This is a genomic window from Streptacidiphilus sp. MAP5-3 (assembly GCF_041262505.1).
GTDB lineage: Bacteria > Actinomycetota > Actinomycetes > Streptomycetales > Streptomycetaceae > Streptacidiphilus.
The window spans coordinates 311,826-326,738 of sequence record NZ_JBGCCL010000004.1; the positions used below are offsets into that span (position 1 = coordinate 311,826).

The window sequence follows — 14,913 nt, forward strand, 5'->3', positions numbered from 1 at the left end:
GCGGAGTGGTTCCACCTTAGTTGCAGTGCACGCACATTGACGGGCTGTCAAGTATTGACGGGCGGACTTGAGTTCGTTCCAACCCAATGCTTATGGTTCCACCACACCGACAGTCACGGACTGACTCCAGAACGTGATAACTGTCGTGTTTCTGCACGTCAATGACTTAGGAGAGGAGGAAGTCAGCGTGCCCGAAGACCGATACGACCTGACGGTCCGACCGTGGATCCCGGCCACCGCACGCGCCGATCTCGATCACGACCAGCTCGCCGAGTTACACCGGCTCACCGACACGACCGCGCGCCCCGGCCAGACCATCCGGCTGTCACTCACCCAACTTCTCGACTCCGCACACCTGCTGGAGCACCTGGCCAACCTCGACCCCGGCGCGGAAACCGCCCTGCTGCGCATCCTCATCGCGGTCACCGCCCGCGTCACCGGCCTGGACACCGACACCTCCGGCGACTGGGGCGACTGCCGCTGGGACGTCCTGGAGGCGGGCAAGCTCGACCCGACCCGTATCCGGGCCTACCTCGATGCGCACGAAGGCCGCTGGGTGCTCTACGACCCCGTGCGGCCATGGCTGCAGGACCCGCGCATGCGCGACGAGTGCACCGGAAGCTCGGGTACCGGACGGCTCGTCATGACCGTCCCGTCCGGCAACAACCACCTGTGGTGGCCCATCGACAAGGACGCCGCGGCCAAGGCGTCCGCGGTGCCCTCTCAGACCGCCGTGCTCAGCCTGCTCACCTGGCTGTACAGCGGCCCGTCCGGCACCGCGTCCAACCGCCAGCACCCCACCATGCCCAAGGCGAGCAAATCCATGGTGGCCGGCCCCGTGCGGTCGGCCGTCAGCTGGTTCCCCCTCGGCAGCAACCTGTTCGAGACCCTCGCCATCGCCATCCCCGCCCCCGACACCTGGCCCACCAACCCCGGCCCCGACCTGGCCCCGTGGGAGACCGACCAGCTGCCCGACCCGATGCGACCCGCCGCGCCGACCGGCATCGTCAGCCTCCTCACCGCCCGCTACGCCCACGGCATCCTGCTCCAGCCCAACAAGGACATGAGCGCCGTCACCGACACCTGGATCACGTGGGGCTGGCAGGGCACCATCCCCGACGCCGAGGACCCCTACCTGATCTACCGGCAGGAGAACGGACCAGTCCGCGCCAGCATCAGCCGTGCGTTCTGGCGCGACCTCGACGCCCTCCTCCTCAAGACCAGGCCCGGCGTGAACCCCGCCCGCCGCCCCGCCGCGTTCCAGGCGATCGCGGACCTGCCTACCGAGACGACCGCGCGCCTGCGGGTCCGTGCGCTGGGCCTGGACCAGGACGGCCAGGTCAACAACACCGCCTGGTATAGCGCCACCACACCGCCGGTCCTCGGGCATTTGGAAGAGACCGACCCCGACGGCGCGGCGGTGATCAGTACCGCCCGTGCCCACGCCGAAGCGGTCGCCGCCCGCATGCGGTCGGCGCTGCGCCAGGCGTGGCGCGAGGCCACCAACGCCTCCACCGACTGCCCGTGGACCGAACCCGCGACGTCCCTGTACTGGGCGCAGGCCGAGGCCGAGTTCTGGGCCGTGGTCAACGCCACTGGTGCCGAACGGCCCCGGCCCCGGTTCCAGCGCATCGCCACCGCCGTCTACGACGCCACGACCGCCGAGACCGCGTCCACCACACGCGGCATGCACGCCGTCGAGTTGGCCCGCGCCGTCATGCTCGCCCTGCCCAAGGCCAGCAAGCAGCCGGCGAAGGCGTGACAGCACCGCACAACACAGAGGCGCTCCGCGCCCGCAGAGCGGCCCTGCCCCGCACGCCCACTGGGTGGCGCGGGCCACCAGCTCTGCCCGCCAAGGACGCCCATCCCCCCTCTAGCTGGAGAGACATGTCTACTGAGTCCCCTCCTGCCAGCGCGGTCGTTGACCGGCTGGCCGTGCAGCGCGGGTTCGTGCTGCACGTGCACCAGAAGTGCGGCGACCCCGGCGGCCGGGCCGCTATCCGGTCGGCCCTGACGGACCTTGCCCGTCCGTACCGGGCGTACGAGTACGTGCTGGCTCGCATCCCCCGGCAGGCATCCCACGCGAGCGAACGGGCCCACCTGCTGGTGGCCGCCCTCTACGCGGAGCAAGCCCCGAACCCGCGCCTGGGCGAAGAGGCCGCCCCGCCACGGCAGTTGACTCGCCCGGACCCCGCCGACGGGTGGCGCAACCTCGGCTGGTCGTTGAACCGTGCCGTCGACACGAAGGTGATGCAGGCCAAGACCGCGCAAGACCGCTTGTCGCTGCTGGCCCGCCAGGACACGGCAGGCATCGAGGCGCAGACCGCCGCGCTGGTGCGGTTCCTGCGCGGCCAGGACGTGCCCGTCACCTGGCCGACACTGCTGCACGACCTCATCCGGTGGGACCGCTGGCCCGAGGACACCGCCCGCGCCTGGATGCGCAGCTACTACCAGACCACCACCGAACCCTCCAAGGAGAACTGACCATGAGCCTGTACCTGGACCTGAGCGTGATCCAGTCCTACCCGCTGTCCTGCCTGAACCGTGACGACCTCAACACCCCCAAGTCCGCCACGTTCGGCGGGGTGACGCGCGGGCGGGTGTCGTCGCAGTCCACCAAGCGCCACAACCGCGTGGCCGTGGAGTCCCGGCTGGGCGAGCAGGCGATCCGCACCCGCCGCCTGCCGGAGGTCGTATCGGCGGAGCTGCAACGCCGCATCCCCGACGCCGGATGGACGGACCGCGCCGGGCGGATGATCGTGCTGGCCTGCGGGGTCGACGGCGTGAAGATCGAGGCCAAGACCAACGACACGAACAGCATGCTCCTCGTGCCGAAGTCCGCTGTAGGCGCGCTGGCGGACCTAGCCGTGGAGCACCGTGCGCTGATCGAAGTCGCGACCACGGCAGCGGAGGAGAAGAAGGCGCAGGAGAAGCTCAACAAGGCTGCCGGCCAGGCCGTGCTGGAGATCCTGCGGGGACGCACCAGCTCGATCGCGGCATTCGGCCGGATGCTCGCCAACGAGCCCGGCAGCCTGGTCGACGGTGCCATCCAGGTCGCCCACCAGGTCACCACGCACGCGACAGCCGTGCAGAGCGATTTCTTCACGGCCGTCGACGACATCACCCACGGGCAACAGGACGAGTCGGGCTCGGCGCACATGGGCACCGTGCAGCTGACCTCCGGCACGTTCTACCGGTTTGCGAGCGTCAACCTGCCCGAGCTGACCCGGAACCTGGACCAGGACGCTGAGGCCGCACAGCAGCTCGCAGTTCAGTTCGCGCGGGCGTTCGCCACCACCACGCCCACGGCACGCAAGAACGGCACCGCACCGTTCACCGCACCGGCCCTCGTCTACGCCGTGCTGCGCACGGACACGCCGGTCAACCTGTGCGACGCGTTCGAGAAGCCCGTCACAGCCCCTAACGGGTCCGGCTGGCTCGAACCCAGCATCACCGCATTCGACCGCCACGTAGAGGCCACCAACGCGTTCTACGGCACCGAGCCCATCGCCTTCGCGGCACACACCAACATCACCACCGTCGAGACCGACCACCTCGGCGAACGCACAGAAGGCCTCGGTGGGCTGACGTCGCGGCTGACCGACTCGCTGGCCAAGGCGACGATCTGATGGGCGGACTCCTCCTCCACCTGGCAAGCCCCATCCAGTCCTGGGGTGCCCCGTCCCAGTTCTCCACCCGGCTGACGCACCCACACCCCACCCGGTCCGCCCTCACCGGCCTGCTCGCCTGCGCCCTCGGCCGGGACCGGGACCAACCCGTCGACGACCTCGCCGAACTGGCCTACACCGTGCGCGTGGACCGGCCAGGCCGCCAACTGCGCGACTACCACACCGTGGGCGGCGGCTACCCGCGCGAGCGCACAGTCATCACGGCCGAGGGCAAGCGGCGCAAGGAGGCCACCGCCACGCTGGTGTCGCACCGGTGGTACCTGTCCGACGCGGCGTTCACCGTCGCGGTGACCGGCCCCGACACCACCATCGCCCTCGCCGCGCAAGCCTTGCGCTCCCCCGTCTGGCACCCCTACCTGGGACGCAGGTCCTGCCCGCCGTCCGCCCCACTGCTGATCACCACCCACCCCGACCCCGTCGCCGCACTCGACCTCGTCCCGCTCCACCGCACCCCTGACCAACAGGCCGAGGTGGTGCAGGTCGGGTTCATCCACGAGGCAGAACCCGGCTCGGGCATGCCGCCCTCACGGGTGGTCGAGGACGTACCCGCCCCAGACCGCTCGCGGAACTTCGGCAGCCGCGCCCTCTGGGAGGAACAACGCGCCCTCCCGGCCGAGCTGTGCGCGGGCTACGGCACCCACTACCTGACCGAGATCACCGCCTACCGGGACCGGCTCCGCGTCACCGCCTGACACCTGCTGCCCGCCCCCGCCCCTCGCGGGGGGCCACCCCTCACAAGCCCGACTCCACCCCTGGAGAGACGATGACCACCACCGCCACGGCCACCGCTCACCTTGCCCGCCTGTGCATCAACCCCCGCTCCCGCGAGGCAATGCGGGACCTGCGGGACGCCCAGGCCATGCACCAGCGACTCATGGACTTCTACCCCGACGTCCTGCGCCACGGCGAACAGGCACGCTCCGCCCTCGGCGTGCTGCACCGCGTCGAGCGGAGCCAGACCGACACGACGATCCTCGTGCAGTCCGTGCTGGCCCCGGATACCAGCCGCCTCCCTGACGACTACCTGACCCGCCCAGCCGACACCCGCGACCTCACCCCCGTCCTCGACTGGGTCGCCGACGGCCGCACCCTGCGCTACCGGATCGACGTCGCCCCGACCCGCTCCGTCCTCAACGAGGAGCGGTACCCCGAAGGCCACCCGCGGTCCGGCCAGCGGCGCCGGGGCCGCCGCGTCCCCATCAGCGGGGAACCGGCCATCGCCTGGTGGGAACGGCAGGCACAGCGAGCAGGCCTGGACGTGCAACTCGTCATCGACACCCCACAGACCCCCGCCATCGGCTACCGCGATACAGGACGGCTCCAGCACTCCCTGACCCGCTTCGAAGGCATCGCCACCGTCACCGACACCACCGCGCTACGGACAGCCCTGCTGGGAGGCATCGGCCAAGGACGCGCATACGGCGCAGGCCTGCTGTCCATCGCACCCGCCTAGATCACGACTTGGCAAACTACCAACAACACCCCAGGTCAGGAAGCATCGGCTCCGCACGCGCGGAGGTGACCCGAACCCCGGAGCCGATGACGTCCTTAACGGGTAATCGGCTCCGCACGCGCAGAGGTGACCCAGTGGCCGTCCCAGAGGGGTCCAGCAGATCAGCATCGGCTCCGAACGCGCGGAGGTGACCCGGTCCTGCGTACTCAAGACGAGCGGTTCTCCGCATCGGCTCCGCACGCGCGGAGGTGACCCGGTCGGCGTCGCCTTGAGCAACAGCCTGCAGAAATCGGCTCCGCACGCGCGGAGGTGACCCGGCCCTGCTCGCGAGCCCGGAGGTCAGCAAGGAATCGGCTCCGCACGCGCGGAGGTGACCCGTAGTACTGGTCGGCTCCCCAGGCGACGGTCGGACCCGAACCGTCGCAAGACGAACGGCACCGCACAGGAATCGGCTCCGCACCCGCGGAGGTAACCCCAGCGGCGCAGTACGCCGCGCAGGAAAGTCGGCGATTGGCTCGGCACGCGGAGCATTCTTCTGCACCCAATCCTTGAGGAGTTCTGTGTCCAACGCATTGGACCCCCGTGTGTGGGGCAAGCTCAGGGGACTTGTTGGCCCTTATCCCCTGATCTGTCACCTGGTGGATACCGCGATGATCGCGGGCGCGTTGTGGGATGTGTACCTGTCGCCGGGGCAGCGGCGGACAATCGCCGAAGGCTGGGCGGTCGACGAGCAGCTGGCACGGCAGCTGGTGATGTTCTGGGCCGGGCTGCACGACACGGGAAAGTGCACCCCTCCGTTCCAAGCCAGCGCAGCGGGCGCGGACGTGGGCCTGCTGCGCGAAGTGGGGTTCGAGGCTGCGACTGGCTGGATGCACGAGGGTGGTCCTCGGCACGAACGCGCCTCGCATCTACTGCTGCCTCAACTGCTGGCCGAGCTCGGGTATCCCTCGCATGATCGGCCGTTGCGGTCCGTCGCGCACCAGGTCGCCCAGATCCTCGGCGGTCACCACGGCACGTACGGGGTGGCGTTGTGCCCGGTGGAGGCGAAGGACCCGGCAGGCACTGTCCCAGCTTTGGGCGCGGCGCAGGGGTGGGTAGGCCAGCGGCGCGCGCACGTCCGGGCGGTTTGGGAAGTGTGCGGAAGCCCGGCTGCGCCTCAGCAACTCGCGCCGCCGGGTGCCTGCTTGGAGGTGACGGGGCTGATCGTGCTGGCGGACTGGCTCGCGTCCAACACCAGGCAGATCGCGGGCCGCCTGGCCATGTGGGACAGGGACATTGTCCGGCACGCGGCGGAGCTTCGCCGGCGCGCGCGGTGGATCGTGGAGCACGCCGGCCTGGTCACACCGCGCTGGCGCAGCGCCGCGACGTTCGCGGAATTGTTCCCCCACATCCGGAAACCGCACGCCCTCCAGGCGGACATCTCCAGCCGACTGCCGGAGCTCGTGGACGGGCCGGGGATGGTACTGGTGACGGCCCCGACCGGCGACGGCAAGACCGAGTCCGCGCTTTTGGCCGCGCGGCTGCTCGGCCAAGTATCAGGCGCGCCAGGGTTGGCGGTACTGCTGCCGACGATGGCGACCACGACGGCGATGTGGCGGCGCGTCGAAGCGTTCACCGCCCGGCAGGCTGTCACGGCGACGCCTGTCACGCTCCTGCACTCCATGGCCTGGCTGACCGCGGACTACGACCCGGAGCAGGACGAGATCGTCGCGGACGGGTGCGTGTCGACGGAGGCCACGGAGTGGCTGCGGGGCCGACACCGGGGCCTGATCGCCGGGGTCGCGGTCGGCACGTGGGACCAGGCCGCGATGGCAGCGCTGCCTCTCCGCTTCAACGTCCTTCGCTGGCTGGGCCTGTCGGGCAAAACCCTGATCGTGGATGAGGCCCACTCGTACGACGCCTACGGGCACGCCCTGACATGCCGCCTGCTGGAGTGGTGCGGGCACCTGCGCATCCCCGTCGTGGTGCTCTCAGCAACGCTGGCCGGACGCACCGCAAGGCAGTTGACGGACGCGTACCGGCGCGGCGCGGGCCACACCGCGCCGAGCAGCGTGGTACCCGCCTATCCGGGCTGGACGCACGTCTCCGCAACCACGGGCGAGGTGACGGCCAGCCCGGTGCTGCCGACCAGCCGTGCCCGCGACATCACCGTCAACACCCTCCCGCACCGCGACCAGCGCGGGCGCACCCAGCAGATCGTCACGGCACTGCAGCCCCTCGCGGACAGCGGGGATGGTTGCGCGGCAGTGGTGTGCAACACCGTCGCCACCGCCCAGGCCACCCGCCGCGCGATCCAGGCTGCCTACCCCTGCGTGCGGACGGTACTGCTGCACGCTCGCATGCCAGCCTGGCAGCGCGACCAGATCACCAACCTGGTTGAACAGTGGGCGGGTTGCGGACCCGACCCCGCCAACCCCCAACCCCGGCCCGCATTCCCGTTCGTCGTCGTGGCCACCCAGGTCATCGAACAGTCCCTGGACGTGGACTTCGACGTTCTCCTGTCCGACCTCGCGCCCATCGCGCTGCCTTTGCAACGGGTCGGCCGCTGCCATCGCCATTCCCGCCCCCACCGCCCGGCGTGGGCGCGGGAACCGGTGCTCCACGTCCTCACACCCACCGGCGCGCTTCCGCCCCGCGAATGGGGCGAGGTCTACGACGCATCCCTGCTACGCCGCACCCGTGACCAACTCGCCCGACTCACCGGGCCGATCGCGATCCCCGGCGATGTAACCCAGCTCATTGAGGAGGTCTACGGAGCCGCCTTCGAGCAGGCCATCCTCCAAGCGGACGACAGCTGGCGCCTAGCCACCGAACAGGCCATGTCCGCCGTCGCCGACATGGCCATGATTCCCCCGCCCCAACGCGTGAAGGACCTGCACCCGCTGACCGACCTCACCGACCCCGACCTCGCCTCCACACGGCTCGGCGCGGACACCATCCGTGTCCTACCCGTCCACCCCACCCCCGACGGCCTGGTCTACAACACCGCCACCGGCCCCGAGCCACTACCGGCACGCCCGGACCGCGACCAAACCCGCAGCATCATCGCGTCCACCATCCAGGTACACGCCGACTGGACACGCGGACGCGGCCCCGACACCAACCCGCCCACCCCCTGGGCCAACACCCCAGCCCTACGGGACATCGCCCTCACCCCCCACGGCCCCGCCAATACACCGTGGACCGCACCATCCGGCCACCGCATCCACCTCCACCCCGACGACGGCCTCATCCGCGAACGCTAAGAGCGCTGCCAGGCCACACCGATAAACTCACCACCACCCACCGATCATTGATAACAAAATGGCAAAGCTCCCCATCTCCACAGGTAGCGAAGGGTCTGCTCCGCACCCGCGGAGGTTGCCCGTTGTTCAAGGGGGGCCGTCTCCAGTCGGGAACGGTCTGCTCCGCACCCGCGGAGGTTGCCCGCCGTAGCGGCGGGCGAAGCCGGGCGAGCGGGTCTGCTCCGCACATGCGGAGGTAGCCCGGTTGCCTACGAGCGCGTGGCGGACTGTGACCCGTGTGCTCCGCGCCTGCGGAGGTCGCCCGTCAACGGCACCAGGGACACGTTCGTCGCCGTCGTCCGCTCCGCACACGGGGAGGCAACCCGTCATGTGCGACCGGTGCGTGTGGACCGGGGGCGTCCACTTCGCACGCGCGGAAGTAACCCGGAGCAGTACATCGCCCTACTCGACTCGATCATGTCCGCTTCGCACACGCGGAGGTAGCCCGACGGCGACCTGCCGGCCGAGCGCCACTTGCCGGTCCGCTCCGCGCCCGCGGAGGTCGCCCGGAGTCGCGGATCTGGATCGCCGCTCCGCTGAGGTCTGTTCCGCGCCCGCAGAGGTAGCCCGGCGTACGGCGAGGCGTACGCGGCGGCGGAAAGGTCCGCTCCGCGAATGCGGAGGTAGCCCGGACCAGGCGTCCTGGACCGACGGAGGGATCAGGTCCGCTCCGCACACGCGGCGGTAGCCCGTGGGAGGTCCAGGTCGTGGCCACCTTCGAGCAGTGCGCTCTGCACATGCGGAGGTGACCCGGAACAGGCGCGAAACGTCTTCGGCACAGCGAAATTCGCTCCGCACACGCGGAGGTCGCCCGCTGCCCCAGCCGATCACCACCAGGTCCGCTTCGCACAAACGGAGGTAACCCGTACCTCATCAAGATCGGCACCCGGGCGGGGATGTCCGCTCCGCACATGCGAAGGTAGCCCGTGGGCGCCCCGGCGTCGAACCCGTGGTTGGACATCCGCTCCGCACACGCGAAGGTCGCCCGCCGTCGTAGTCGTTAGCGTTCGCCGACCCGTTGTTTGCTCCGCACCCGCGGAGGTTGCCCGTCGGTGAGGAGCAAGCTGATCTCGTCGGACTGGTCCGCTCCGCACAGGCGGAGGTAGCCCGAACGTCCCACGGCGCGGGGAGACCTAGGTGTGGTCCGCTCCGCACCCGCGGAGGTCGCCCGTCGTCCTTCGCGCTCTCGAAGTACGCGCCGCTGTCCGCTCCACACACACGGAGGTAGCCCGTCCCACGCGCTCGTGGAGATGCCCGGGGATCGGTCGGCTCTGCGCATGCGGAGGTAGCCCGACGTTCCCAGCTTCGTCCAGGTCCATGAGGACGTTCGCTCCGCACACGCGGAGGTAGCCCGCGTCCTGTTCCAGTTGTCGCGCAGCTCCGAACCGTCCGTTCCACCCCCAGCGGTTGGGGGTGGCCCGGAATACAGTGCGGGCCACCCCGCACTCGGATCGGCCTCCGAGGTACGAGCGTTACTGACCTTCAAGGCGTGATCTCGTCGGAGGCTGCCGAGGGTTCGCCGCCGGCCACCTCCAACGGGGAGGTTGTCCAAGAGCTTCGGGCCGGCGTGCGCCCGGTGCAGCGGTGGCGCCGGTCTTGGGGGGACGCCGGTTGCTGTGCAAGTTGCACGGCGTGCAGGAGTGCGGCCTGTCCCGTCTAGGGCCGGGCTACCTGCCGTGGCTCACTCGGCCCGGTACCTCGGTCCCGGGATGTTCCTATCGTTCTGAAGTGCCCAAAGTCGCGCGAAAATCCCATCAGGACGCTCAACGAGGTCAGAAAAACGGCCCTGCTCGGCGATGCGCCCGTCCTGCATGCAGACGATCCGGTCCGCCACGGAGGCGTTGGCCAAGTTGTGGGTGACCAGGATGACCGGCCGGTCCCCGGCAGACTCGCGCAGGCCGGTGAAGATCCGGTGCTCGGCCTTCGGGTCGAGGTCGGAGGTCGGCTCGTCCAGGACCAGCAGACCCGACTTGACGTGTAGAGACCTCGCAACCGCGAGGCGTTGCCATTGTCCCGGGGAGAGGGCGACCCCGCCGAAGAACTCGCGGGCCAGCAGCGTATTCATACCGGACCGCAGGGAGTTGATGACCTCATCCGCCCCGGAAGCGCGGGCGGCGCGCCACACCGAGGCGTCGCCGTCGTCGTGCGGCTGCCCGAGGTTGATGTTTTCCCGCGCGGAGAGCGGCCAGCGAGCGAAGTTCTGTGGCACCACGGCGACGTACTGCCACAGCGCGTTGGGGTCCATCTCGCGCGTGTCCACACCGTCCCACTCCACTACTCCGGCGGTGGGCAGGTTCAGCCCGCACAGCAAGCGCATCAGGGTGGACTTGCCCGAGCCGTTCTCGCCGATCAGCGCGACGATCTCACCGGCCCTGATCTCCAGTGACACCTCGTGCAGCGTCTCCTTGTCCGAGGTGGGGTAGGTGAATGACACCTTCCTCGCCGACACCACTTTCGGGGCCTGCGGGGTGCGGCTTCCGCGGTTCATGCGCATGCCGGACGCTTCGGTGACGAAGTTCGACCAGTGGTCGAAGTAGAGGCCGTCGCGGAAGATCTGGGCCCCGTACCCGACGATGCCTTGCAGGCCGTGGGATGCCTGCTGGAGTGCGAACACAGCGGTGCCGGCGCTGGCGACGCCAATCTGACCGTCCGACAGCAGCAGTGCGAGGGCCAGCCATACGGCACCGGAGGTCAGCCCGGACGCGAGTGAGCCCAGGAGGCTGATCCTCGCCGACCGCCAGACCGCGAGGTTGGTCCGTCGTTCCACGTCTGTGGAGGCGGCGCTGTACTTGGTCAGCAGGAAGGGTGCGATGCTGTCGGAGCGGACCTGGTCAGCCTGCCACTTGTCGCCGAGGTACCAGCGCAGCAGGTTCATCACCCGCCGCTGGACCCGGGTATCGATCATCGACTCGTAGGAGACGCGCGCCGCGCGGACGGCCGCGAAGCCCTGCGGGATCGCCGCGATCACGGTCAGCGGCAGCAGCAGTGGGTGGATGACTGCCAGGACCACCGCCGCCGCGACCAGCGACGCGCCCGATGCGATGAGGTTCTGGGACTGGCCGATCATGTCGGCTGCGACGCTCGCGCCTTGGTCCGCCAGGTCCCAGCGGTCGTTGAAGCCGGGGTGGTCGTAAGCGGCAAGCTCAGCGCTCGTGGCAGCTTCGAGCTGCATGAACTGGGCTCGACGGGTTACCGCTGGAGAGATGCGGTTCGACAGCGAGTTGATCGCGATGCCCAGCAGCGCGCGCAGTCCGGCCATCGCCGCGAGCACTGCCACAGCGGGCATGGCCTGGCGCAGCCGCTGGGTGATGTGTCCGGAGGCGATGAGCGCGGTGATGGTCTGGTTCGTCGCCAGCAGCCCGAAGGCCGCCGAGATCGCGGAGACGAGCTGGCACAGCAGTAGCGCGACCACGGACCGGCGATCCACCTGCCAGGCCAGCGACAGGGCTTCGCGCACGAGCGCCGGAAGGCGGCGGGCCATGCCAGCCGTGGTCATCGACCGGGCGTTGCCCACACGGTCCTCTCCCTGCAGCACGAACGTCAGCGCCTCGTCCACCTCCTCTTGGATGTCGGGGCTGTCTGCGGCGGTGGTGTCCTGGCTCAAGTCCGCTCCGATCTCGATCAGATGGCGCCGGGCAGTCGGGCGGCCCGGCCGAAGGGGCTGGTCAGTGGTCGGTGTCGATGGTGTGGAGGAGAGCGGTGAAGTTGGTCAGGCCCGCCCTCGCCACCTCAGGGTCGTCCAGGTCGTACCAGCGGGCGTCCGCGATCTCCTCCGCCTGGAGCTTCGTCACGTCGGCGTCCGTGACGAACGCGTAGCGGAAATCGACGTGCAGGTGTGCCGGGTGGCCAGGAGCGGCCGGATAGTTTCCGGTGTCGATCTGCACGGGACTGTTGAGTAGGGGCCTGACCAGGTCGCGGGTGATGCCGGTTTCCTCGGTCAGCTCGCGCAGAGCTGCGTCCGTGAGCTGGCTGTCGTGGTGCTCGACGTGACCGCCCGGTTGCACCCACATGTCCAGTCCTTTGTGGTGGACCAGGAGGATCTTGCCCTCCCGATTGAACAAAACGGCTCCCGCGGTGGCGTGTTGACGCGGGTCGTTCCGGTCGCCGAGGTCGATCCCGCCCTGGATGAGAGCGAGGACCGGATCCAGCTTTTCGCGGTCGGATGGGTGGCGGTCCAGGTAGCGCCGGATCGTCTCCTCGATGTGCTGCCCGGTGGTTGTGCTGGTCATAAGCTGCTCCGCCGTGTCCGCCAGTTCGTCCGATGGCTCGCGAGCCGGTTGCACGCAGGTGCAGGCAGGGTCGCGTTCGTGCTGCCCGCTCGGGACGGTGGGCTGCCCGGTCTCCTGCGCCCGCGCGGACCTGATGCTGAGTGGGGCATCGCGACTTTCTGTGCGCACACTTCCTGGCTGGTGCCGGGCTGCGCTTTCATCCACTGCGTCGCTCCGCCCTGGTGTCGGTTGGCTGCGGCTCTCGCTCACGGGAGAGAAGCTGGGCGGTGAGCAGGATTGCGGCGAGGGTGCCGGCCTCGGCGATCCGTCCGTCCCCGCACATGGCAACGGCTTCTTCGAGGGGCGTCCAGTGCAGGGTCATGTCCTCTTCGCTGGCCTCGCGGTCGGGAGCGCCGAGGTGGAGGTCTCGGGCCAGGTAGAGGTGTTCAGTGGTCCGGGCATTGGCGGGCATGCGCCGCATATGTGTGAGTAGTTGGATTCTGCCGGCGGTGATGCCGGCTTCCTCGGCGAGTTCTCGCTCCGCTGCCTGTTCGGGCGCTTCGCCCTTCTCGCAACCGCCGCCGGGCAGCATGAGGAGGCGATGGCCGCATACGTAGACGTCCTCTTCTAGCAGGGCGATGCAGTGTTCGTCGTCGAGCGCGGCGATGCGCACTCCATCGGGCAGCTCGATGTACTTGTAGGAGCCCGCGGTGCCGTTGGGGCGCACGACTTCGTCCCGGTGCAGGCTGATCCGTCCAGGGTGGAGTTCTCGTGACGTGACGGTCGTCCAGCCCCGGATCACCGATGGTCCGTCCGCCGTACCTCGGATGGGGGCTGCTGCGGTTGGGTCCGGCTGCTGTGCCGGCGTCGTGGGGCTCATGTCTCGGGCACCGTGGGGAGAGGCTCGCGCCACAGCAGGGCATCGTCGCGGAAGGACTGGTGCACGGGCATGAGTTCGTTCGGGTCGTCGAGAGAGGTGAGGGTGACCGCGATGCTCGTCGCGCCGTCGTCGAGGGCGCAGACCTGGCTTCCGCAATCGAGGCAGCGTCCGCGCCTGGAGTCGGACCACGTGGCGTGCCAGGCCGGCTCGCCACCGGGGCCAGTCCAGGCGAACTCCGACAGTTCGAAACTGACCCACGTCATCTCCGTCGCGCCCGACAGGTGACGGCAATGTCGACATGAGCAGCTGTGCGGCCAGTCGGGACTTCCGGTGGCCAGGTAGCGGAGGCGGCCACACTGGCAGCCGCCTTCGCGCGGTGCCCGACCCGCAGACGGGTATTCCTGCCTGTCTTGCCGAGCGGTCTGCATCAGGGCAGCCCGGGAGGCGAGCGGGTACGCGTGCGCGGCGTTCGTGGACTGGTAAGCGTGGGGGAAGGCGGTGGCGAGCGCGTCGAGGCTGGGCTGGAACAGCGGGGAGGGCAGCGCTCCGATCGGGTGCCAGTCCCAACTTTCGATCAGATGCGGCTCCTTCGCCTGCGGGGTGCCGGTGAAGCGGCTGACGTAAGCAACGACGGTGGCGCGCGGCAGTTCGCCGCGCTCGTCCACCACCATGGCCAGGAGCTGCACGTCGCTTGGTGCGACGAGAAGCCCGGTCTCCTCTTCGACCTCCCGCGCCGCGGTCACCGTGAGGTGCTCCCCAGGGTGGGGCTTGCCGCCGATGAAAGCGAGCGAGTTCCAGGGATCTCGAATGCAGAACGAGACCAACACGCGTGGCCCCCCACGACTCAAGAGGCATGTGAGGCCAGTTGATGCTATGCCACCACATACCACCAGCGGCGCGAAGGCGTCTTCCAGGCGAGCACCGGACATCTGCGGAACTCTGGGGCTCTGCCCTCTCCAAGACCCCTCAATGCTCAGTGGATCCGGGCTCCGTACGCCGTCACGGCTCGCTTCGGAACCCACGGCTGTTTCAAGATCGGCAGCACGCGCGGCTCGCCTTGGTCCTGCTGCTCGCGCGAGGGTGTCCTCTTCTGGACACCCTCGCGCACCAGCGTCAATCGCGGGGGTTGCAGTACGCCTCGTAGGCTATGTCCGCGACATCACGAGTCTCGAACTCGCTGGGATAGCGGTGAGTTTCAGCAATGAGGGCCAACTGCCTCCCCATTGCCCTGAGCGTCTCCGGTTCCTCCTCGTCATTCTCGGTGACCTCGATCACTGACTTCAGGGCCTGTTCGGGGTCCATGAGCGCCAGCCGTCGAGCGCACTCCACCCGCTCCTTGAGCGGGGTGAGCCGGTCGGAGATCGATCGGGCCAGTTCGGTCTTTTCATCGGGATCCACA

Annotated in this window: 11 protein-coding genes; 6 read left to right on the top strand and 5 right to left on the bottom strand. The window is 69.3% G+C overall.

What is annotated here, in order from left to right; all coding sequences use genetic code 11:
• Positions 1-187 precede the first annotated feature (187 nt).
• From casA to cas3, 6 genes are all read left to right on the top strand, one after another.
• Complete coding sequence (gene casA / locus ABH928_RS10000) at positions 188-1,762, top strand: type I-E CRISPR-associated protein Cse1/CasA (protein WP_370064365.1); 1,575 nt, start codon at positions 188-190, stop codon at positions 1,760-1,762.
• A gap of 125 nt (positions 1,763-1,887) precedes the next feature.
• On the top strand, positions 1,888-2,484 hold the full coding sequence (gene casB, locus ABH928_RS10005) for a type I-E CRISPR-associated protein Cse2/CasB (RefSeq protein WP_370064367.1): 597 nt from the start codon (positions 1,888-1,890) through the stop codon (positions 2,482-2,484).
• 2 nt (positions 2,485-2,486) lie between these two features.
• On the top strand, positions 2,487-3,629 hold the full coding sequence (gene cas7e / locus ABH928_RS10010) for a type I-E CRISPR-associated protein Cas7/Cse4/CasC (RefSeq protein ID WP_370064369.1): 1,143 nt from the start codon (positions 2,487-2,489) through the stop codon (positions 3,627-3,629).
• Positions 3,629-4,381: a type I-E CRISPR-associated protein Cas5/CasD gene (gene cas5e / locus ABH928_RS10015; protein WP_370064371.1), complete on the top strand. Its 753-nt coding sequence runs from the start codon at positions 3,629-3,631 to the stop codon at positions 4,379-4,381. The genes cas7e and cas5e overlap by 1 nt, the downstream gene beginning before the upstream one ends.
• A gap of 71 nt (positions 4,382-4,452) precedes the next feature.
• On the top strand, positions 4,453-5,142 hold the full coding sequence (gene cas6e / locus ABH928_RS10020; protein WP_370064373.1) for a type I-E CRISPR-associated protein Cas6/Cse3/CasE: 690 nt from the start codon (positions 4,453-4,455) through the stop codon (positions 5,140-5,142).
• A 584-nt stretch (positions 5,143-5,726) separates the two neighbouring features.
• Positions 5,727-8,387, top strand: a complete 2,661-nt coding sequence (gene cas3 / locus ABH928_RS10025) for a CRISPR-associated helicase Cas3' (RefSeq protein WP_370064433.1) — start codon at positions 5,727-5,729, stop codon at positions 8,385-8,387.
• A 1,720-nt stretch (positions 8,388-10,107) separates the two neighbouring features.
• On the opposite strand, the gene ABH928_RS10030 is transcribed toward cas3, so the two are convergent.
• The 5 genes from ABH928_RS10030 to ABH928_RS10050 form a co-directional block, all read right to left on the bottom strand.
• Positions 10,108-12,030 carry an ABC transporter ATP-binding protein gene (locus ABH928_RS10030; protein ID WP_370064375.1) on the bottom strand — a complete coding sequence of 641 codons (1,923 nt, stop codon included), beginning with the start codon at positions 12,028-12,030 and terminating at the stop codon, positions 10,108-10,110.
• Positions 12,031-12,091: 61 nt separating this feature from the next.
• Entirely contained in the window at positions 12,092-12,655 is a 564-nt protein-coding gene (locus ABH928_RS10035; protein ID WP_370064377.1) for an NUDIX hydrolase, read from the bottom strand.
• A 196-nt stretch (positions 12,656-12,851) separates the two neighbouring features.
• The gene (locus ABH928_RS10040) at positions 12,852-13,514 is read right to left on the bottom strand and encodes an NUDIX domain-containing protein (RefSeq protein WP_370064379.1); all 663 of its coding nucleotides are present in this window, start codon (positions 13,512-13,514) and stop codon (positions 12,852-12,854) included.
• Positions 13,511-14,341 (bottom strand): NUDIX domain-containing protein, encoded by an 831-nt coding sequence (locus ABH928_RS10045; protein WP_370064381.1) that lies wholly within the window; start codon positions 14,339-14,341, stop codon positions 13,511-13,513. The genes ABH928_RS10040 and ABH928_RS10045 overlap by 4 nt, the downstream gene beginning before the upstream one ends.
• A 286-nt stretch (positions 14,342-14,627) precedes the next feature.
• Positions 14,628-14,912 carry a hypothetical protein gene (locus ABH928_RS10050; RefSeq protein ID WP_370064383.1) on the bottom strand — a complete coding sequence of 95 codons (285 nt, stop codon included), beginning with the start codon at positions 14,910-14,912 and terminating at the stop codon, positions 14,628-14,630.
• Position 14,913: the final 1 nt, after the last annotated feature.